This window comes from Citrobacter sp. LST-B2, assembly GCF_057983045.1.
On sequence record NZ_CP192598.1, the window covers coordinates 2,724,438 to 2,745,309 of the forward strand.

23 protein-coding genes and 1 riboswitch are annotated in these 20,872 nt (G+C 54.5%); of the genes, 15 read left to right on the forward strand and 8 right to left on the reverse strand.

What is annotated here, in order from left to right; genetic code table 11:
* Positions 1–107 precede the first annotated feature (107 nt).
* Together ACQ0PY_RS13055 and ACQ0PY_RS13060 are read left to right on the forward strand one after the other, a co-directional pair.
* Positions 108–461, forward strand: a complete 354-nt coding sequence (locus ACQ0PY_RS13055) for a DsrE/DsrF/TusD sulfur relay family protein (protein ID WP_043000489.1) — start codon at positions 108–110, stop codon at positions 459–461.
* A gap of 263 nt (positions 462–724) precedes the next feature.
* Positions 725–970 carry a DUF1883 domain-containing protein gene (locus ACQ0PY_RS13060; protein ID WP_042318612.1) on the forward strand — a complete coding sequence of 82 codons (246 nt, stop codon included), beginning with the start codon at positions 725–727 and terminating at the stop codon, positions 968–970.
* Positions 971–1,017: 47 nt separating this feature from the next.
* On the opposite strand, the gene ACQ0PY_RS13065 is transcribed toward ACQ0PY_RS13060, so the two are convergent.
* Both ACQ0PY_RS13065 and chaB read right to left on the reverse strand, forming a co-directional pair.
* A complete protein-coding gene (locus ACQ0PY_RS13065; protein WP_043000488.1) occupies positions 1,018–1,713 on the reverse strand; it encodes a gamma-glutamylcyclotransferase in 696 nt (231 codons plus the stop codon).
* A gap of 196 nt (positions 1,714–1,909) precedes the next feature.
* Positions 1,910–2,140: a putative cation transport regulator ChaB gene (gene chaB / locus ACQ0PY_RS13070; RefSeq protein ID WP_043000487.1), complete on the reverse strand. Its 231-nt coding sequence runs from the start codon at positions 2,138–2,140 to the stop codon at positions 1,910–1,912.
* Positions 2,141–2,413: 273 nt separating this feature from the next.
* Between chaB and chaA the strand changes: the two genes are divergently transcribed.
* Positions 2,414–3,514 (forward strand): sodium-potassium/proton antiporter ChaA, encoded by a 1,101-nt coding sequence (gene chaA, locus ACQ0PY_RS13075; protein ID WP_043000486.1) that lies wholly within the window; start codon positions 2,414–2,416, stop codon positions 3,512–3,514.
* 53 nt (positions 3,515–3,567) lie between these two features.
* Here chaA and kdsA read toward each other — a convergent pair whose 3' ends face one another.
* Genes kdsA through hemA form a run of 6 tightly spaced genes read right to left on the reverse strand, consistent with a single transcriptional unit; the run spans position 3,568 to position 8,870 of the window.
* On the reverse strand, positions 3,568–4,422 hold the full coding sequence (gene kdsA / locus ACQ0PY_RS13080; RefSeq protein ID WP_043000485.1) for a 3-deoxy-8-phosphooctulonate synthase: 855 nt from the start codon (positions 4,420–4,422) through the stop codon (positions 3,568–3,570).
* A gap of 36 nt (positions 4,423–4,458) precedes the next feature.
* Positions 4,459–5,268 carry an invasion regulator SirB1 gene (gene sirB1, locus ACQ0PY_RS13085; RefSeq protein WP_043000484.1) on the reverse strand — a complete coding sequence of 270 codons (810 nt, stop codon included), beginning with the start codon at positions 5,266–5,268 and terminating at the stop codon, positions 4,459–4,461.
* 3 nt (positions 5,269–5,271) lie between these two features.
* Positions 5,272–5,664 (reverse strand): invasion regulator SirB2, encoded by a 393-nt coding sequence (gene sirB2 / locus ACQ0PY_RS13090; RefSeq protein ID WP_044328038.1) that lies wholly within the window; start codon positions 5,662–5,664, stop codon positions 5,272–5,274.
* Positions 5,661–6,494 (reverse strand): peptide chain release factor N(5)-glutamine methyltransferase, encoded by an 834-nt coding sequence (gene prmC, locus ACQ0PY_RS13095; protein ID WP_109740298.1) that lies wholly within the window; start codon positions 6,492–6,494, stop codon positions 5,661–5,663. The genes sirB2 and prmC overlap by 4 nt, the downstream gene beginning before the upstream one ends.
* Positions 6,494–7,576, reverse strand: a complete 1,083-nt coding sequence (gene prfA / locus ACQ0PY_RS13100; RefSeq protein ID WP_044257688.1) for a peptide chain release factor 1 — start codon at positions 7,574–7,576, stop codon at positions 6,494–6,496. Before prfA ends, prmC begins: the two co-directional genes overlap by 1 nt.
* A 37-nt stretch (positions 7,577–7,613) precedes the next feature.
* Positions 7,614–8,870 (reverse strand): glutamyl-tRNA reductase, encoded by a 1,257-nt coding sequence (gene hemA / locus ACQ0PY_RS13105; RefSeq protein ID WP_043000480.1) that lies wholly within the window; start codon positions 8,868–8,870, stop codon positions 7,614–7,616.
* A 201-nt stretch (positions 8,871–9,071) separates the two neighbouring features.
* Between hemA and lolB the strand changes: the two genes are divergently transcribed.
* The 12 genes from lolB (at position 9,072) to ACQ0PY_RS13165 (ending at position 20,805) form a co-directional block, all read left to right on the forward strand.
* A complete protein-coding gene (lolB, locus tag ACQ0PY_RS13110; protein WP_044328030.1) occupies positions 9,072–9,695 on the forward strand; it encodes a lipoprotein insertase outer membrane protein LolB in 624 nt (207 codons plus the stop codon).
* Positions 9,692–10,543, forward strand: coding sequence for a 4-(cytidine 5'-diphospho)-2-C-methyl-D-erythritol kinase (gene ispE, locus ACQ0PY_RS13115; protein ID WP_043000478.1), 852 nt, complete (start codon positions 9,692–9,694; stop codon positions 10,541–10,543). Before lolB ends, ispE begins: the two co-directional genes overlap by 4 nt.
* A 266-nt stretch (positions 10,544–10,809) precedes the next feature.
* Positions 10,810–11,757, forward strand: a complete 948-nt coding sequence (prs, locus tag ACQ0PY_RS13120; RefSeq protein ID WP_001518537.1) for a ribose-phosphate diphosphokinase — start codon at positions 10,810–10,812, stop codon at positions 11,755–11,757.
* Positions 11,758–11,921: 164 nt separating this feature from the next.
* Complete coding sequence (gene dauA, locus ACQ0PY_RS13125; RefSeq protein ID WP_043000477.1) at positions 11,922–13,574, forward strand: C4-dicarboxylic acid transporter DauA; 1,653 nt, start codon at positions 11,922–11,924, stop codon at positions 13,572–13,574.
* A gap of 147 nt (positions 13,575–13,721) precedes the next feature.
* The gene (locus ACQ0PY_RS13130) at positions 13,722–14,231 is read left to right on the forward strand and encodes a GNAT family N-acetyltransferase (protein ID WP_043001918.1); all 510 of its coding nucleotides are present in this window, start codon (positions 13,722–13,724) and stop codon (positions 14,229–14,231) included.
* Between the two features lie 161 nt (positions 14,232–14,392).
* Positions 14,393–14,620, forward strand: a riboswitch (cobalamin riboswitch).
* Positions 14,621–14,840: 220 nt separating this feature from the next.
* On the forward strand, positions 14,841–15,893 hold the full coding sequence (locus ACQ0PY_RS13135; protein WP_109740299.1) for an ABC transporter substrate-binding protein: 1,053 nt from the start codon (positions 14,841–14,843) through the stop codon (positions 15,891–15,893).
* Between the two features lie 64 nt (positions 15,894–15,957).
* Positions 15,958–17,025 (forward strand): FecCD family ABC transporter permease, encoded by a 1,068-nt coding sequence (locus ACQ0PY_RS13140; RefSeq protein ID WP_099433069.1) that lies wholly within the window; start codon positions 15,958–15,960, stop codon positions 17,023–17,025.
* A complete protein-coding gene (locus tag ACQ0PY_RS13145; RefSeq protein WP_044257681.1) occupies positions 17,022–17,837 on the forward strand; it encodes an ABC transporter ATP-binding protein in 816 nt (271 codons plus the stop codon). The genes ACQ0PY_RS13140 and ACQ0PY_RS13145 overlap by 4 nt, the downstream gene beginning before the upstream one ends.
* Before the next feature lie 11 nt (positions 17,838–17,848).
* Positions 17,849–18,289, forward strand: a complete 441-nt coding sequence (locus tag ACQ0PY_RS13150) for a pseudoazurin (RefSeq protein ID WP_044267213.1) — start codon at positions 17,849–17,851, stop codon at positions 18,287–18,289.
* Positions 18,290–18,303: 14 nt separating this feature from the next.
* A complete protein-coding gene (gene petA, locus ACQ0PY_RS13155) occupies positions 18,304–18,855 on the forward strand; it encodes a ubiquinol-cytochrome c reductase iron-sulfur subunit (RefSeq protein ID WP_044257819.1) in 552 nt (183 codons plus the stop codon).
* Between the two features lies 1 nt (position 18,856).
* Entirely contained in the window at positions 18,857–19,996 is a 1,140-nt protein-coding gene (locus ACQ0PY_RS13160) for a cytochrome b (protein WP_150547017.1), read from the forward strand.
* A gap of 5 nt (positions 19,997–20,001) precedes the next feature.
* Positions 20,002–20,805 (forward strand): cytochrome c1, encoded by an 804-nt coding sequence (locus ACQ0PY_RS13165; RefSeq protein WP_109740633.1) that lies wholly within the window; start codon positions 20,002–20,004, stop codon positions 20,803–20,805.
* The last annotated feature ends 67 nt before the right edge of the window (positions 20,806–20,872 follow it).

The window sequence follows — 20,872 nt, forward strand, 5'->3', positions numbered from 1 at the left end:
TACTCTTGCCAGGCTCTCCTTTTCCTCAGACTTTCGTTGGTATCACCCGGCTTGCGCGGTAACATAAGTGACTGACAATTCAAACTTCCCCGCTAACAGGAGTCAACATGCAAAAGATAGTGATCATTGCCAACGGTGCGGCATACGGTAGCGAATCGTTATTTAACAGCCTGCGGCTGGCGATCGCGTTACGTGAACAGGCGAGCGACCTCGACCTTCGTCTGTTTCTGATGTCGGATGCCGTTACGGCGGGTTTGCGCGGTCAGAAGCCCACAGAAGGCTACAACATCCAGCAGATGCTGGAGATCCTTACTGCCCAGAACGTCCCGGTAAAACTGTGCAAGACCTGCACGGACGGGCGCGGGATCACGACACTGCCGCTGATCGACGGCGTGGAAGTCGGAACGCTGGTGGAACTGGCGCAATGGACGCTGGCCGCCGACAAAGTGCTCACCTTTTAATCCCCCTTTTCAGGCAAGCTTGCTGAAACAGCCGGTTATTTCCGAATTTAATCTTATTGGGGCGTATCTTTACCAAAAGTAAGTGCGCCCGATCACGCTTTTCTCCGGGATTTTGTCACTATTGTTTAATCGTTATGCCATTTTTTGATCAAAATCAGCATCCACAGCGTAACTCTTTGGTGTTATGCCTCATGGGTAAAATGTGAACAACATCACGCAGCACTTCCGAAAGGAAGTACGTTGTTTTCAATACGGGGTGAGAAATGGCATTAGTAAAGGCAAGTTTGAAGTTATTTGGTGGGGATACCGTGGTCGTACGCTGTTCGGAGCGTTGCCACATCCATCTGATGAGCGAAAAAAATCACGTTAAAGACACGCAGACCGACATATTAAGCGTGCAGAACCGTGATAACGCATGGTTGACCGTACCGTATACCGGCGTCTGGAATGTCCTGATCGACAGTCATAGCCAGTCGCTTGAACATTCCATCAGTTATATCGCCGCCTGATACGCAAATGGCCCGGTCGCGCTTACGCAGCCGGGCCGACATAAGCCTCACGCGAAACCCGGCCGCATAACACCTTCAGGCAGCGACTCCCCTAACAAACCGCGCACGTTAGTCACCAGATCGTTAAGACACTCATCCTGCATCCCCAGTTTCTGCAACTCCTGTTCAAGCGAAAACAGGTACTGCGCGTTCGTGCCAAGCGGCCCACTGGCAGCAGCAATCAACGGGGCGATAATTTGCGCTCGCGTGTCCGACTCATACAGCGGATGGCGCGGATCCATAATAAATACCAGTGCATTGACCGTTCGTCCGTCGTCCAACGCCAGTTGACACCACGTCGGCAGGTAGCAGCCGGTGATCATTTCGCGCTTCCACAACAGCGTTAATTCCTGTTCAAGCGAGGCATCCGGAAGACGATAGGCCACACCGGTGGTGCGTCCGCCCTCTTTTAGTGCAAGCATTCGTCCCGGCTGACACGCGGTTCCGCGCCCTGCCGTGAGACGCAGGCAAAAGGCCCGATGCCATCCCACCAGCGTACCGGTACATGACTCCTCAAATTCTAACGCCGGGTTCCACATCAACGATCCATAACCGAAGATCCACACCGGTCCATCATCTGGTCGGCATGCCAGCGTCGCCGCAAGGGACGCAGCACGTTGCTCTGCTGACCATAAGAGTGATTCTTCAATAGCACCAAATGCCGTTTTACAATCGGCATTCATCAAGAAATCACGCGTTAACACCTTACACCTCCGCCACTGCATACTTCCCTGCGACAACTTTTTGACGCCTTCCGGGCATTTTAACTGCTCATTTTGAAACCAATATCACGACAATATGCAATTCATGGGCCGCTTGCAAGGCAGCAACGGGGGCGGGTAGCACGATTCGCCTACGCGTTCACGGGAGCTATAGCGTTAGACCTTATAATTGAAGTGGTTAGGATTTCTTATGCCACTTCTCATCTTCACCTTTGGCATACTCTTTTTTCACTGCTGACCACGCCACCTTATGTGCGGTCTCTTCCCGACTGGCATCATCGCGGCGATCGGCTTTGTCCTTGTACTGCTCCCAGGCGCTATTGAACGCCTCTTTGTAGATCTCCTGGGCATGGGCGGGTAAGACGTGTTGTACGCTGTCTGGCAGATCTTTTTTTGCTTGATAGGGCATCATTGACTCCACTTTTTGGCTAAACCTTAAGTGTGGTCAAGCCTGAGCGCCTCTGCCACTACAATAAGGTTTATTCGTCCTGCAGCCTGCATAAGTTTCTGTTATTTAAACACTCTATAAACAAGAGTTTCTCTTTCTGTCGTTTTAAAGGTGAAAGGCCGAAATGCCGTAAAATTTCGTAAAATATCACCGTAAAGCCTGCGTTTTCTGTTATTTTTTACACGCTTTATTACATTTATAACTAAAATCGACCTGCAGAGATGGAGAGCATTCATGACACATGCACATGAGGCGGTGAAAACCCGCCATAAGGAGACATCGCTTATTTTCCCGGTTGTGGCGCTGGTAGTGCTGTTCCTGTGGGGGGGCAGCCATTCACTACCAGCGGTAATCGGCATTAACCTTCTTGCCCTGATTGGTATTTTAAGCAGCGCCTTTAGCGTTGTTCGTCACGCCGACGTACTGGCTCATCGCCTCGGCGAACCCTACGGCTCCCTCATTCTGAGCCTGTCAGTGGTCATTCTTGAAGTCAGCCTGATCTCAGCGCTGATGGCGACCGGTGATGCGGCGCCTACGCTGATGCGCGACACGCTCTATTCCATCATCATGATTGTCACTGGTGGTCTGGTGGGCTTTTCGTTATTACTGGGCGGGCGTAAGTTCGCCACTCAGTATATGAATCTGTTCGGTATCAAACAGTATCTGATTGCCTTGTTTCCGCTGGCAATTATCGTGCTGGTGTTTCCGATGGCGCTGCCCGGTGCGAATTTCACCACCGGCCAGGCGCTGTTGGTGGCCTTAATTTCTGCCGCGATGTACGGCGTATTCCTGCTCATTCAGACCAAAACGCACCAGAGTCTGTTTGTTTATGAGCACGAAGATGACAGCGACGACGACGACCCGCATCACGGTAAGCCCTCTGCGCACAGTAATGTGTGGCATGCCGTCTGGCTGGTGATTCATCTGATTGCGGTCATTGCCGTCACCAAGATGAACGCAAACCCGCTGGAGACACTGCTGACCGAACTGAACGCCCCGGTCGCCTTTACCGGCTTCCTGGTCGCGTTGCTGATCCTCTCTCCGGAAGGGCTTGGGGCGCTGAAAGCAGTGCTGAATAACCAGGTGCAGCGCGCCATGAATCTGTTCTTCGGTTCAGTGCTGGCCACTATCTCTCTGACAGTACCAGTGGTAACGCTGATTGCGTGGGCGACGGGGAATGACCTGGTGTTCGGCTTAGACGCACCAGAAATGGTGGTGATGGTGGCGTCACTGGTGCTGTGCCATATCTCGTTCTCAACGGGGCGCACTAACGTACTGAACGGTGCGGCGCATCTGGCGCTGTTTGCCGCCTATCTGATGACGATCTTTGCCTGATCCCTCAGACGAAAAAAACCCCGCTGCGGCGGGGTTTTCTGTTTCTGCGTGACTTAGTTCTCAGTGTCGAGCTCGTCGAAGCTTTTCACCAGATCGTCAACCGCTTTCATCTGCACCAGGAACTGTTCCAGCTTCGCCAGCGGTAGCGCGGATGGGCCGTCGCATTTCGCGTTGTCCGGATCCGGATGCGCTTCAATGAACAGACCGGCCAGACCGACCGCCATACCGGCACGCGCCAGCTCAGTCACCTGACCACGACGGCCACCAGACGCTGCGCCAAACGGGTCACGGCACTGCAGCGCGTGGGTCACGTCGAAAATCACCGGGCTGTTGCCAGAAACTTTCTTCATCACGCTGAAACCCAGCATATCGACAACGAGGTTGTCATAACCGAAGTTTGCCCCACGGTCGCACAGGATCACCTTGTCGTTACCGCCTTCATGGAATTTATCCACGATATTGCCCATCTGACCCGGGCTCACGAACTGCGGTTTCTTCACGTTGATGACCGCGCCGGTTTTCGCCATCGCTTCCACCAGATCGGTCTGACGCGCGAGGAACGCCGGTAACTGAATCACATCTACAACGTCAGCGACAGGCTGCGCCTGGCTGGCTTCATGAACGTCGGTGATCACTTTTACGCCAAAGGTCTGCTTCAGTTCCTGGAAGATTTTCATCCCTTCTTCCAGGCCCGGTCCACGGTAGGAGTGGATAGAGGAACGGTTGGCTTTATCAAAAGAGGCCTTGAACACGTAAGGGATACCCAGTTTCTGGGTAACGGTCACGTAGTGCTCACAAATGCGCATCGCCAGATCGCGCGATTCCAGCACGTTCATCCCGCCAAACAGCACGAACGGCAGATCGTTTGCTACCTTGATGTCGCCAATGCTAACCACTTTTTGTTTCATAGGATCGCCTTAATGATGAGTAAGAATGTCGATAAATTAATGCAGGACAATTTGCTTATGCGAGATGTTATTAATCTGCGCACGAATCATTTCGCTGATCGGGTCTTCCGGACACTGCTCAACGAAATAGCTTAAATCGGTCAGCGCGACATGTTCACATTCCAGTTGCGCATAAATTAAGCCCCGGTCACGTATTTCATACGGATCTTCCGGGTTAAATTGCAGTAACGCTTCGCTCGCTCGCAGCGCCAGCTCCATCTGTTGTTCTTCCATTAAGGAAGATTTCAGCGTGTCCAGCAGCTTGCGAATCACTTCCGCGTTATCCGCTTCATCCAGGTCCTCGTTAAATAACTCAGCGACCGGACTGATATTCCCCTTCAGCCACACTTCCAGCGTATGCTCATTCAACGTTTCCCCGTTAAACGGGTTGATGAGCCACATCTCGCCTTCCAGCGACTCGATACGCAAAATAAGCTGCGTCGGGAATATCACCGGCACCAGCGGCAATGACAACCGGTTGGCAATCCACAGTAAAATTGCCCCCAGTGACACCGCACTGCCCTGGCGGTTCTTCAGTACCTGGTCAAGCCATAGCGCGTCGGACAAGCGGTAAACGCCGCGGGTGTCAGTAAAGCCCCACTCGCCGTAGAAAAGTGCCAGCAATTTTTCCAGTTGCTCATCCTGAGACAAAAGCTGGCTAATTTCTTCTTGCGCCAGGCTGACCAGACGTTCCAGCTCGTCATAGACAGTTTGCGAAGGGAAATCCAGGCGGATCGATTCCGATGCCAGGATCATCCCGTCGCACAATGGCGCTTTGTTAAATTCGAAATCAGCTAACGACCTCATGACTTACCCCAGTAACGGTATTTTTGTGGTGGCGAGTTTAATGATGATGTACAGCACCACCAGCGCCAGCGGGAACGCGATTAATCGCGCCTGCCGACTGCGCGCCCGACGGTAATCGAGCGCAATAAAACCCAAAACGATGTAAATGATAACTCCAAACAGCTTCTCAGTCAGCCATGTCCCCTGCTCCGTGAATGGCAGGATGTGCGTTTTAGCGATCAACCCCACACCACTGAGCAACAAAACGGTGTCAACAATCGGCGGTACGACGCGCGTCCAGCGCGCGTGAGCCCGCGCAGAATGACATTCACGCCACCCATAACGCAGCACAAACAGACTAACGGAAAGCGCAATGCTAGCGAGGTGAACCCCTAACAGGAGCGTAACGCTGTTCATACGGGCTTGCATCCGAGCGTAAGACGCTCGTTGTCGCCATAATCGCGACAGGTTTCTACCGCCTGGTAGCCCGCGCGATTAAAGGCGTCACGCACCGCGGCACCCTGCTGCCAGCCATGCTCGATCAGCAGAAAACCGCCCGCTTCCAGCCGCGTGCGAGATTGCTCGATGATGTGCACAATGTCGGCCATTCCGCAGTCACCGGCGACCAGGGCGCTCAGCGGTTCGAAGCGGACATCGCCCTGCGCCAGATGCGGATCCTGCTCGTCAATATACGGCGGATTGCTGACAATCATCGCAAACTGCTGCCCCGGCAAGGCGCTAAACCAGTCGCTTTGCAGAATATGGACATTGTTGATAGCCAGATGAGCCGCATTACGCTGCGCCAGCGCAACGGCATCCGGCATTCTGTCAACCGCCGTGACCTCGCAGTCAGGGCGCTCAGACGCCAGCGCCAGCGCAATCGCACCGGTGCCAGTACCCAGATCGAGAATGCGGCACGGGGTTGTTGGCAGTCGCGCCAGCGCCTGCTCCACCAGACATTCGGTATCCGGACGCGGGATCAACGTGGCCGGTGAAACAAACAGCGGCAACGACCAGAATTCCCGCACGCCAGTTAAATGTGCGATCGGTTCCCCCCGTTGACGGCGAGCCAGCAGCGTCGCCAGTTGCGCCTGCTGGGCGTCGGTCAACGTCGTTTCGCCAAACGCCAGTATCCAGGTACGCCCTTTTCCGGTCACGAATTCGAGTAAGATCTCGGCATCGCGACGCGGGCTTTCACTCTCCTGTAGCTGGCTTATCGCCTCACGTAACCAGTGCTGAAAATCCATTATTCCTGCTCGGACAGCGCCGCCAGCTGATCGGCCTGGTATTCCTGCACGATCGGCTCAATCAGCATATCCAGTTTGCCTTCCATTGCTTCATCCAGACGGTAGAGCGTCAGGTTGATGCGGTGATCGGTCACACGCCCCTGCGGAAAGTTGTAGGTCCGGTTGCGGTCGCTGCGGTCGCCACTGCCCAGCAGGTTACGACGCGTTGACGCTTCGGCCTGCTGACGCTTCGCCACTTCTGCCGCGCGAATACGCGCGCCGAGCACCGAGAGCGCTTTGGCTTTGTTCTTGTGCTGCGAACGTTCGTCCTGACACTCCACCACAATGCCTGTCGGCAGGTGAGTAATACGGATCGCGGAGTCGGTGGTGTTAACGTGCTGACCACCCGCCCCGGAGGAACGGAAGGTATCAATACGGAGATCGGCCGGGTTGATATCCGGCAGTTCGGCTTCCGGCAGCTCCGGCATCACCGCCACGGTACAGGCAGAGGTGTGGATTCGGCCCTGCGATTCCGTTGCCGGTACGCGCTGCACACGATGCCCGCCGGACTCAAACTTCAGTCGACCATAGACGCCGTCGCCGCTGATCTTGGCGATAATCTCTTTATAGCCGCCGTGCTCGCCTTCGCTGGCGCTCATGATCTCCACGCGCCAGCGGCGTGTTTCGGCATAGCGGCTGTACATGCGGAACAGATCGCCGGCAAATAAGGCCGCTTCATCACCGCCAGTCCCGGCGCGAACTTCCAGAAACGCATTGCGTTCATCGTCCGGATCTTTCGGCAGTAACAATACCTGTAGCTGCTGTTCCAGTTGTTCACTCTTGTCTTTCGCTTCGCGCAGTTCTTCCTGCGCCATTTCACGCATTTCAGGATCGTCGAGCATCATTTGTGCTGTTTCGATATCGTCCTGAATCTGTTGCCAGTCCGTAAAACAGCGAGAAACATCGCTTAGCTGTGCATACTCGCGCGACAGTGCGCGAAAACGTTCCTGGTCTGCGATGGTTCCCGCATCACCCAGCAGCGCCTGAACTTCTTCATGGCGTTCATGCAGGGCTTCCAGTTTGGCAACGATAGAAGGCTTCATAGGCGTAAATGCACCTTGTAAAAAGAAGGGTGTGTTGCTACTCCAGCCCGAGGCTGTCGCGCAAGATATTCAGGCGTTCGTCATCCCCGTCACGGGCGGCCTGCTGAAGAGATTTGGTTGGTGCATGGATCAGGCGGTTGGTCAGTTTCCATGCCAGATCCTGCATAATGGCCTGCGCGTCACCGCCCTGTTCCAGAGCAGCAAGCGCTTTTGCAGTCAGTTCATCCCGTACATGCTCAGACTGACTCCGGTATTCACGAATGGTTTCACTGGCGCCCTGAGCACGCAGCCAGGCCATAAACTCGCTGGTTTCCTGCGCGACAATCGTTTCGGCTTCCACTGCCGCAGCTTTGCGCTGCGCCAGGTTGTGCGAAATGATGCTTTGCAGATCGTCAACGCTATAGAGATAAGCGTTAGCCAGTTTACCGACTTCCGGTTCGACATCGCGCGGAACGGCGATATCCACCAGCAACATCGGCTGATTTCGGCGGCTTTTCAGCGCACGCTCCACCATCCCTTTACCAATGATAGGCAGCGGGCTGGCGGTTGAACTGATGATAATGTCAGCTTCCCGCAGACGTTCATCGATGTCGCTGAGTGCGATCACTTCAGCACCCACTTCATCGGCCAGAACCTGCGCCCGCTCACGGGTGCGGTTGGCGATAATCATCTTCTGCACTTTGTGTTCGCGCAAATGGCGCGCCACCAGTTCGATGGTTTCGCCCGCGCCGACCAACAGCACAGTGACCGTGGAAAGTGATTCAAAGATTTGGCGCGCCAGCGTACAGGCGGCAAACGCAACGGACACGGCGCTGGCGCCGATATCGGTTTCGGTACGAACCCGTTTGGCAACGGAGAACGATTTCTGGAACATACGTTCCAGCGCGCTGGCGTTCAGGTGGCCTTTTTGTGAATCCGCAAACGCTTTTTTCACCTGGCCGAGGATCTGTGGTTCACCGAGTACCAGCGAATCCAGACCGCTGGCGACACGCATCAGATGGCTAACCGCATCGTTATCCTGGTGCCAGTAGAGACTGCTGCGCAGATCGTCTTCATCAAGATTGTGGAAATCACATAACCAACGAATCAGCGCTTCCTGCAGGTTATCCTGCTCTTCCACGCTCAGATACAGCTCCGTGCGATTACACGTCGACAAGACCACGCCGCCCTGCACCATTGGCTGCGCAAGCAGGCTTTCCAGCGCCTGATCGAGCGTATCTGGCGAAAACGTTACGCGTTCTCGCAGCGATACAGGTGCCGTCTTATGGTTAATGCCGAGCGCTAAAAGGGTCATGTCTGCGGGAGTAGTACCAGCGTTGATATGGTTAGTCTGCTCGCATCATACAGGATGCGCGGAATCAATAAAAGAGAGTGCCCCCTTTTGGAGTAATCGCTTATTGCTTAAATTAAGATAACGTGAACGTAGACGATATACCCGCGCGGCGCTAGCATTAAGGGTTATTATTGCAACGTATCACAAGGATTCGTCATCATTATGACCCTGCCTGATTTTCGCCTGATCCGCCTGCTTCCGCTGGCAACCCTGGTTCTGACCGCCTGTACGATCAACGCGCCGAAAGGCCCGGGGAAAAGTCCGGACTCTCCTCAATGGCGGCAACATCAGCAGGAGGTTCGCCAGTTAAATCAGTATCAAACGCGCGGCGCGTTTGCCTATATTTCCGACGAGCAGAAGGTCTATGCGCGCTTTTTCTGGCAGCAGACCGGCCAGGATCGCTATCGCCTGCTGCTGACCAACCCGCTTGGCAGCACCGAGCTTGAACTGAACGCGCAGCCGGGTAACGTGCAATTGATGGACAATAAAGGCCAGCGCTATACCGCTGACGATGCCGAAGAGATGATCGGCAAGCTGACCGGTATGCCGATCCCGCTAAACAGCCTGCGTCAGTGGATCCTTGGCCTGCCGGGCGACGCGACCGACTATAAACTCGACGACCAGTACCGCCTGAGCGAAGTGAACTACAGCCAGGACGGAAAAAACTGGAAAGTGGTCTATAGCGCGTACGACAGCAAAACCTCCCCGGCAATGCCGGCCAATATGGAACTCTCCGACGGTGCTCAGCGTATCAAGCTGAAAATGGATAACTGGATTGTAAAATGATGACCCAGTGGCCCTCTCCGGCAAAACTGAATCTGTTTTTATACATCACCGGACGACGTGCGGACGGTTATCACACGCTGCAAACACTGTTTCAGTTCCTCGATTATGGCGACACCCTCAGCCTGGAACCGCGTCGCGACGGCGAAATTCATCTCCTGACGCCGGTTGACGGCGTGGCACATGAAGACAACCTGATCGTCCGTGCCGCGCGACTGCTGATGAAAACAGCCGCAGAGCGCGGTCGGCTGCCAGCCGGTAGCGGTGCGGATATCCGTATCGAAAAGCGTCTGCCGATGGGCGGAGGCCTGGGCGGCGGATCGTCGAACGCGGCAACCGTGCTGGTCGCGCTAAACCATCTCTGGCAGTGTGGTCTGTCGCTGGACGAACTGGCCGAGCTCGGTTTAACGCTCGGGGCTGACGTGCCGGTGTTTGTCCGCGGACACGCCGCCTTTGCCGAAGGCGTCGGAGAGATCCTGACCCCGGTGGAACCGGCCGAAAAATGGTACCTGGTGGCTCATCCTGGCGTCAGTATTCCAACGCCGATGATTTTTAACGATCCCGACCTCCCCCGTAATACGCCAAAAAGGTCAATAGAAACGTTATTAAAATGTGAATTCAGCAATGATTGCGAGGTTATCGCAAGAAAACGTTTTCGCGAGGTTGATGCGGCGCTTTCCTGGCTGTTAGAATACGCGCCGTCGCGCCTGACTGGTACAGGAGCCTGTGTCTTTGCTGAATTCGATACAGAGTCTCGTGCCCGGCAGGTGCTTGAGCAAGCCCCGGAATGGCTCAATGCCTTTGTGGCGAAGGGTGTCAACCTCTCTCCACTGCATAGAGCGTTACTCTAACTCATTGAAGTTTCAGTACGTTGGCGAGATGACGAATTGCCAGCCGCATACATCAGTATGTGACTGGTGTGAGGCCTTGAACCCAGCGCGCATAAAACATAAATGATGACGGGTAAGCCGGGCAAGCTGAGTTTCGGTGACAACGTCACCCTGTTCCAGACGTTGCATCGCGCTCGTTAATACACCGCATGGAGAGAGTCCTGCCTGGCCCGCACAGTTTTTGGCAAACTCTTTCCACCAATGGACGCATGCCTGAGGTTCTTCTCGTGCCTGATATGAAGCTTTTTGCTGGTAACGCCACCCCGGAACTAGCACAACGTATTGCCAACCGCCTGTACACTTCTCTCGGCGACGCCGCTGTAGGTCGCTTTAGCGACGGCGAAGTCAGCGTACAAATTAACGAAAATGTACGCGGTGGTGATATTTTCATCATCCAGTCCACTTGTGCTCCAACGAACGACAACCTGATGGAATTGGTCGTTATGGTTGATGCCCTGCGCCGTGCTTCCGCAGGCCGTATCACCGCCGTTATCCCTTACTTTGGCTATGCGCGCCAGGATCGTCGTGTACGTTCCGCTCGTGTGCCGATTACGGCAAAAGTTGTCGCTGACTTCCTGTCCAGCGTCGGCGTTGACCGCGTTCTGACCGTTGACCTGCATGCTGAACAGATCCAGGGCTTCTTCGACGTACCGGTTGATAACGTATTTGGTAGCCCAATTCTGTTAGAAGATATGCTGCAGCTGAATCTGGATAACCCGATTGTGGTTTCTCCGGACATCGGTGGCGTCGTGCGTGCCCGCGCTATCGCTAAGCTGCTTAATGACACCGATATGGCGATCATCGACAAACGCCGTCCGCGTGCAAACGTCTCTCAGGTGATGCACATCATCGGTGACGTAGCGGGTCGTGACTGCGTGCTGGTTGACGATATGATCGACACCGGTGGTACGCTGTGTAAAGCAGCTGAAGCGCTGAAAGAACGTGGTGCAAAACGCGTATTTGCTTATGCCACTCACCCGATCTTCTCAGGCAATGCGGCAAACAACCTGCGTAACTCTGTGATTGATGAAGTCGTTGTCTGCGATACCATTCCGCTGACCGACGAAATCAAAGCACTGCCGAACGTGCGTACGTTGACCCTGTCGGGTATGCTGGCCGAAGCGATTCGTCGTATCAGCAACGAAGAATCGATTTCTGCTATGTTCGAGCATTAATCGAACCCGGCTCAAAGACCCGCTGCGGCGGGTTTTTTTGTCTGTAACCTTTATTTGTATGACTTATGCCTCCTTCACCTGCCAACCCGCCATTTCATTGAGTTGACAGATGATGCGCTCATGGATGAAACATTATTGTGAACAGAATTTTTTCCTCACATGTGATGCCTTTCCGCGCCCTCATCGACGCTTGTTGGAAAGAAAAATATACCGCCTCACGGTTTACCCGTGATGTGATTGCCGGGATCACCGTCGGGATTATTGCTATCCCGCTGGCGATGGCACTGGCTATCGGGAGTGGTGTCGCGCCGCAGTACGGACTTTATACCTCCGCTGTGGCCGGGATTGTTATTGCCTTAACCGGGGGCTCGCGTTTTAGCGTCTCAGGCCCGACCGCCGCGTTTGTGGTGATCCTCTACCCCGTTTCACAACAGTTTGGGCTGGCAGGCCTGCTTGTCGCGACGCTGATGTCCGGGGTCTTCCTGATCCTCTTTGGCCTGGCCCGCTTTGGCCGCCTGATTGAGTACATCCCGGTCTCAGTTACCTTAGGTTTTACCTCAGGGATTGGTATCACCATTGGTACCATGCAAATCAAAGATTTCCTCGGTTTGCAGATGGCCCACGTTCCGGAACACTATCTGCAAAAAGTCGGCGCGCTATTTATGGCTCTGCCGAGCATTAACCTGGGCGATGCCGCCATCGGGGTGGTCACGCTGGGCACGCTGATGATGTGGCCGCGTCTGGGCATTCGCCTGCCGGGCCACCTGCCCGCCCTACTCGCTGGCTGTGCTGTCATGGGGATCGTCAACCTGCTGGGCGGCCACGTTGCCACCATTGGTTCTCAGTTCCACTATATTCTGGCCGACGGCTCACAGGGCAACGGGATACCGCAACTGCTGCCGCAACTGGTGCTGCCGTGGAACCTGCCGGATTCTGATTTCACGTTGAGTTGGGATTCCCTGCGCGCCCTGCTTCCGGCGGCCTTCTCAATGGCCATGCTGGGGGCAATCGAGTCCCTGCTCTGCGCCGTGGTACTCGACGGAATGACCGGCACGAAACACAAAGCCAACAGCGAGCTGATTGGTCAGGGCCTGGGTAATATTGTCGCCCCCTTCTTTGGTGGGATTACCGCAACGGCGGCGATTGCCCGTTCGGCGGCAAACGTCCGCGCTGGCGCAACATCCCCTATTTCCGCCGTGATCCACGCGCTGCTGGTGATCATGGCGCTGCTGGCGCTGGCACCGCTGCTCTCATGGCTGCCGCTGTCGGCGATGGCGGCCCTGCTGCTGATGGTGGCCTGGAACATGAGTGAAGCGCACAAAGTTGTGGATTTGCTGCGTCATGCACCCAAAGACGACATCATTGTGATGATGATGTGTATGTCACTGACAGTGCTGTTTGACATGGTCATTGCCATCAGCGTCGGGATTGTGCTGGCCTCGTTACTGTTTATGCGCCGTATTGCACGCATGACGCGACTGGCAGCGGTTAACGTCGAGGTCCCCGATGATGTACTGGTGCTGCGCGTGATCGGCCCACTGTTCTTTGCAGCCGCTGAAGGATTGTTTACCGATCTGGAGTCACGCATCGAAGGAAAACGCATTGTCGTACTGAAATGGGACGCGGTACCGGTGCTGGACGCAGGTGGTCTGGATGCCTTCCAGCGCTTTGTGAAAAGATTGCCAGAAGGCTGCGAACTGCGCGTAAGTAACCTTGAGTTCCAGCCGCTGCGCACGATGGCGCGCGCTGGCATTAAGCCGATTCCGGGTCGTCTGGCCTTTTTCCCGAACCGCGACGCGGCGCTGGCTGATTTATAATCTTTTTGCGCTTACCGGTCTGTTCCTGTACAGGCCGGTAACATTTTCCGCTCTGTCCCCTGTTTTTCCCCTCCCGTGTTGTTATTATCAGCTTTCAGTTTCTGCAAATAAGAGTGACAACTCGTGATTTCATTTACGCTACGTGAAATGACCGGAGAAGATATTCCGGCGGTTCAGTTATTTCTGATTCAACATCTGAATGAATTTTTTGCGGCTGACAGACCTGCCCCTACTCCCGGACAGGATGTTTTTAACCTGCAACAGCAGTATATTCAACAGCAGCGCAATGTATTGCTGTGCGCCTGGAGCGAAAAGCAGGAACTCATTGCGACCCTGGCCGTCTGCCAATATGACGACCGTATAGCCGAACTTCGCGGACGCTATATTTTGACAGAAACGGCAGAAATTTGTCGCTGCTATGTGGACAAACGTTACCGCAGAAAAGGTATTGGACGTCAGTTACTCGCTTTTGCTGAAACATTCTGCGAGCAGCAGCGGTACAACTTATTATACTTACATACCCATCATTTTTTACCGGGAGGTTATTCATTCTGGCGACGTAATCATTTTCAGGTTGTGATGGATATGCACGATGACTGGCAATTAGTGCATATGGAGAGATCACGTAAATCACGCATGAATAAGAATATTACTTGATCAATGTCAATCAATTCTCATTTAGCTTTTCATTATTACATTTCGACATCCGCAATTTCATCCTCAAAAAAAACATAACGCGTTGATAAACAACAACTAAAATTTATCCCACTCAATAAAATTCGTCTTTCCCCTTGCGATTGATCTTGTTAACAAATGCCGATACAGTCTTTTTCGACAGTATTTCATTGCACCAACATTGTAATGAATAGGAACATGGTGCGGATTATTGCAATCCCATTCCATGACTGCCCCCGCAACTGTAGGCGGATGCAGAATATCCTCGTGCAGCATATTTTGTTGCAGGTCACTGTAAAGCGAATCTTTATGGGAAGGCCGATATTCTGATTACCGTGAGTCAGGAGACCTGCTGTCAAATTTATACCCCATTGAGTGGACGGGATGGTCCATGTGATGAATTATTTGATATTAGGCACCGTGAAAGAGCGAATCAGATCCTTGACTGAACCGCTGACTTTCTTTATTTGCATAACGTCATGCATAAATTTCACGATGTCCTGTCATCTATCGTCATGAACTCTCCCGATATATGGAACGATATAATCCATGACCAGACGTTCAGATTCTGGCATGAACGGGATGATAATAATGCACGCTAATGTTACCTCTTTACCTTATAAAAAAATGCTTCTGGTTGTTGCTGGTGCCGCACTGTTTCTCACCTCAGGTCTTTCTCATGCAGCCAAAACGGAATATCCATTGACGATAAAAAACTGTGGTCGGGATATGACATTTCACGCAGCGCCAAAACGTGTTGCCACCGTAGGACAAAACAGCACTGAGATCCTGTATGCGCTGGGCCTGGCCGATCGCGTGGTAGGCACATCGCTGTGGTTCGGGCCCGTTCCCGACGCGTATAAGGCGGCAAATGACAAGATTGCAGTTATTGCGCAGAACATCCCCAGCTTCGAAGGCATCATTGCCAAAAAACCGGATCTGGTCGCCAGCCAGTTCGAATGGCAGATCGGCCCTGCGGGCGCGGTGGCGTCTTATGAACAGTTCAGCGAACTGAAAGTCCCGGTCTATACCGCACCGGCAGACTGCGCGAAAGATAACGAAGATGGCGGTGACGGCGTGCGCAAAGGCATGTTTGATATCGCAATGGTCTATCAGGAAGTGGCCGACTTATCGAGGATCTTCGACGTTCAGGATAAGGGCGAAGAACTGATTGCCAGCCTCAAAGCACGTGAAACGGCAGCGAAAAGCAAAATCGCCGGGATGGACAACAGCGTCTCTGCCGTTTTCTGGTTCTCCAGCGCCGACCTGCAACTGGATCCTTATGTCGCCGGGAAATTAGGGCCTGCTGCCTGGATTGCGCAGACCCTGGGTATCAAAAACGTCATTGATTCCGCAGAGGAGTGGCCAACGGTCGGTTGGGAAACCATCGCCAAAGCCCAACCGACAGTGATAGTGCTGGGGGAAATGAGTCGTCGACGTTTCCCGGCCGATGACTGGCAGGTGAAAATGGATTATTTGAAATCTGACCCGGTCACCCAGCTGATCCCCGCCGTAAAAGCCGATCATTTACCCGTGATTGATGTACAGACCATGAATGCCGGAATCAGAACGATTGACGGTGTTGAAAAACTGGCTGACGCCCTGGTTGAGTATGGTTTAGCGCATCCACAAGCCGCGCATTAACCCTCGTTTCGCGTCAGTTCCTGACGGGGCCGGCGCGTGTTATGCACTCCAAACGCAGGTTACTATGAGCGATTTACGCAGGACGCGTCACGCCGTTAGTCGGCTGGCAGTCAATGTTTGCGGCCACGCCCTCTGGGTTAGCGTGCTGATGTGCGGCGTCCTGCTGGCAGGGATCGCCATTGGCGAGACGTTTATTCCCTGGCAGCACGTATTCAACACGCTGGCAAACCATCTGTTTGATACCGATTATCCGGTTGATGCGCTGGATGCCGGGATTGTCTGGAACTATCGCCTGACCCGTGCGCTGGTCTCCGCCAGTTGTGGCGCCTGCCTGGCCGTGTCCGGCGTGGTTTTACAGTCGTTACTGCGCAATGCGCTTGCCGAGCCGTATCTGCTGGGCATTTCCGCAGGCGCATCAACCGGTGCGGTGCTGGTTGCGCTGACCGGACTGGGCGCCGGGATGATCAGCATGTCGTTCGGCGCATTTGTCGGTGCCCTGACTGCCTTTTTGTTTGTGGCCCTTCTGGCGGTAGCGGCAGGCGGCAGACAAGGCGGTGGGGTGACGACGCAAATCATTCTCGCCGGGATTGCCAGTTCCCAGTTATTCAATGCGCTGACCTCGCTGATCATCACCCGTTCAGCTAACGCGGAACAGGCACGCGGCATTATGTTCTGGTTACTCGGGAATCTGAGCGGCGTCCGCTGGCCGGATGTGGTGCTGGCGATCCCCACAGCGTTAGTTGGCGTTGCGATATGCTTCTGTTATGCCCGCCATCTGGATGCCTTCTCTTTTGGCGCGGAGTCCGCCGCCTCACTGGGGATTCCGGTAAAACGCACACGTGGCGTGCTGATTGCCGCCGTAACGGGTATGACGGCCATTATGGTCTCCATCGTCGGCGCAATTGGCTTTGTGGGACTGGTGATCCCTCACGCCGCCCGTCTGCTGGTAGGCCATCAGCACCATCGTTTGCTGCCTGTCAGCGCGCTGATCGGCGCCATTTTCCTGATCGTCGCCGATGTTATCTCCCGCACGCTTCTCCCCGGACAAGTTCTGCCTATCGGCGTTATTACGGCCCTGGTCGGTGCGCCCGCGTTCTCCATCATCCTGATCAGAGGAAACCCGACCAAATGACCGTCAATCCTGTACCGACTCCGGTTGCCATCCGCGACGCGATAATTCAGGCGAAAAGTCTGCACTGGCAGGTGAAAGGCAAAGTGATCGTCAATGACGTCTCACTCAGCGTGGCGCCGGGTGAGTTTGTCGGCATTATCGGCCCCAATGGTTCCGGGAAAACGTCGCTGATTTCATTGCTGGCCGGTCTGCTGAAGCCCACCGCCGGTCACATCCTGTTGCAGCAAAAAGCGCTGCATCGCTATTCACGTCGTCAACTGGCGCAGCAGGTCGCGCTGGTTGAACAGCAGGCAGAAACCAGTGAGCGCCTGACCGCGATACAGGCCGTCTCGCTGGGGCGAACCCCGTGGCTGAGCCTACTGAATCCGTGGTCGGACAACGATGACGATATCGTCCAGACCATGCTGGAGAAAGTCGATCTTCAGCATCTTCGCCATCGCTGCTGGCACACCTTTTCCGGCGGCGAAAAACAACGCCTGCATATTGCCCGCGCGCTCGCTCAGCAGCCACAACTGCTACTGATGGACGAGCCCACTAATCACCTCGACATTCAACATCAGATTGGCCTTCTCAGTCTGGTGAAACGCGAAAAACTGACGGTTGTCGCCGCTCTCCACGATCTCAATCATGCGGCCATGTTCTGCGATCGCATCATCGTGATGAACGCCGGTCGTCTGGAAATGCAGGGCCGTCCCTGCACCATTTTCACCCGCGAGAATCTCCGCGCCTGGTTTGGCATTGACGCCATCGTCGAGCGCGATCGCCATGGTGCGAACTGTTTTATTCGTTATCAAAGACCTGAAGAAACCTAAGGAAGCCCCCCATGAACTCTCTGAAAAAGAGCCTGAACGTATTGTGTTTGCTGCTCCTCACCGCCTCTGCCTTCGCGCAAACCCACGAAGTACTGATGAAGAATCGCGGTTCAGCAGGCCCCATGGTCTATGAGCCAGACTACCTGGAGATTCAGCCTGGCGATACGGTGAAATTTATCCGCAAACATAAGAGTCACAACGCAGCCTCGATTGCTGAACTCTCGCCTGCGGGCTACCCGGGATTTATCGGCAAAATCGATGAGGAGATCGCAGTGAAGTATGACAACGCGGGCTTCTACGGCATTAAATGCACCCCGCATTATGCGCAAGGGATGGTCATGCTGATTAAAGTCGGCAACGCCACCCTGCCGGACAGCTATCGCGCGTTTACGGCCCCCGGGATCGCTAATAAGCGCTTCCAGGATATCTATTCGCGTATTGATAAACAGTAAGGGAGAGCGCTGTGGTGGTGGAGAACAAACAGCCGGATAAAGACATTCAGCAGCAACGACGCAACTGCCTGTGCAAATTGACAAAATTTGTTGGCGCAGCGGGAGTGACCGCCGCCGTCTGGCCGTTAATTTCCGCATTAGGGCCGGACGAAACAACGCGCGGAGAAAATGAGCCGATAGACGTCTCGCTGGCGGGGATCGCCGCAGGACAAACCCTCAGACGCATCTGGCAAGGGAAGCTGATCCTCATCCATCATCGCACGCCGGAAGAGATCGTCGCGGCCCGCACGGGTGACCACAGCACGCTTGTCGATCCGCAATCGGACAGCGAACGGGTCGCGTCTGACTATCCGCAGTGGCTGGTTGTTCAGGGGTATTGTCCGCATGCCGGCTGTGTTCCCAATACCAGACCCGGTGGACAGGGCTGGATTTGCCCGTGTCACGGTTCGGAGTTTGATACGTCCGGACGGGTCACCCGCGGCCCCGCAACCACTAATCTGGCCGTTCCTGAGTTTGCCTTTCATCCTGATGGTCTGACCGTGCGTATAGGCGCTAAGGACGTGTGAGATGATCCGCTGGCGCATTCCTTTCCCGCGCTCCATCGCCGGTGTATGGCTGTTTGCCGTTGGTGCGATCCTGCTGGTGATGCTGGGAATACAGATCCTGACCGGTATCGTGCTGGCGATGTTTTACGTCCCGACGACATCGCTGGCGTTTGATTCCATCATCCACATCATGCGCGCGGTCAGTCACGGAGAGCTGCTGCGCAATATGCACGCCATCGGCGCATCGCTGTTTTTCTTTGCCTGCTATTTGCATATTTTCCGTGGCATGTATTACAGCGTCTACCGCAGACCGTATGTGACGATGTGGATGGTTAGCGTCACGTTGTACGTGCTGCTGATGATCACCGCGTTTCTTGGCTACAGCCTGATTTGGGGGCAAAAGAGCTACTGGGCAGCGACGGTGATCACCAGTTTCGCCCGCGCTATTCCGGTAGTGGGCGACGGGTTGTATACCTTGCTGGTAGGCGGCTATGCGCCTGGCACCCCTACGCTTGGGCGCTTTTACGTCCTGCACTTTATTCTTCCCGTTGTGGTCGTGGTGATGACGATTTTCCACGTCCGTACGGTACAGTCGGCCTTTGCTCACGCGATGAAACGGGCCTTCAGCGAGAAAGCGTCTCGTCGTCTGCTCTTCGATTACCGAATCACGGATGCAGATGCTATTAAAATCACGTTATTCCTGATGCTGTTCACCTGGTTTTTGTTCTTCGCGCCGCACTATCTGAGCAGCGCGGATAACTTCATCCCGGCGGATCCCACGGTGACTCCGGCGATTGTTGCCCCGGAGTGGTACTTTCTCCCCTTCTTTTCCATTCTGCGCTGCTTCCCGAACGAACTCGTCGGGCTGGTGGCGATGTGCAGCGCGGTGCTGATCTTCTATTTTCTGCCGTGGCTGGATACCTCCCGCGCACGTTTTCGTCACTACAGCAAATGGGTGAAATGGGGTTTCTGGCTGTGGGTGCTGAACGTCTGTTTTCTTGGGTGGCTGGGATCAAAAGCCCTGGTTGGCCCCGATCTGACGGAGGGCATTCGTAATGAAGAGGGATGGATCCGCGCGGTCTCGCAACTGTCGACAATCGGCTATTTCGCCTGGTTTTTACTGGTGCTGCCCTGTCGTCGTTTTCTGGAAAAGCAGGACTGAAGATGATGAGACAATTACTCAGATGCAGCATGCTGTGGGTGGTACTCTGCGCGATGAGCCCCACATTCGCGCAAGAGCCTGTTCCCACGCGCCAGGAGTGGAGCTTCAGCGGTCTCTCCGGAGAATATGATAAGGCGCAATTGCGACGCGGTTTGCAGGTCTATGAAGAGAAGTGTCGGGCCTGTCACGGCATGAAATACCTGACGTTTCGCACGCTGACCAAACCCGGCGGCCCGGAACTAACGACAGAAGACGCGAAAAATCTCGCCAGCGGCTATGTCTTTCCGATTATTCAGGATGACGGTCAACCCGGTGAGCGGGACGGCACACTGAACGACAGCTTTATTTCGCCTTATCTCAACGATCAGGAAGCGAGACACCTGAATAACGGCGCCCTGCCCGTGGATTTAAGTTATATCGTTCGCGCCCGAACCTACGATCGCGGCTTTCCGCAATTTCTGCTGGACGCGTTTATTCCCTACACTGAGCAAGGCGCGGATTACCTCTTCGCGCTCTTAACCGGTTATCTGCCTGATGACCCAGAACTGAAGGCGAATCGTTATTATCCTGGTGGGGTGATTAACATGCCAAAACCGCTGGCGGACGGCGAAATCAAATGGCAGTCAGAATCGCATGTCGCGCAAACTGAAGAACAATACGCACGGGATGTCACCGCCTTTCTGACCTGGGCGGCCGATCCCGACCTGACGGCGAGAAAACATCAGGGAATGTACGTCATGGGGTATCTCGCCATCATGCTGGCGTTATTATGGATGATGCTGTGGATGAAAAGAGGCGCACGACATTAAACGCGAGAAAGAAATCGCTAACCGAGACCAGTCAGCCTGATGCTGGCTGGTCATTATCTTGCAGGGA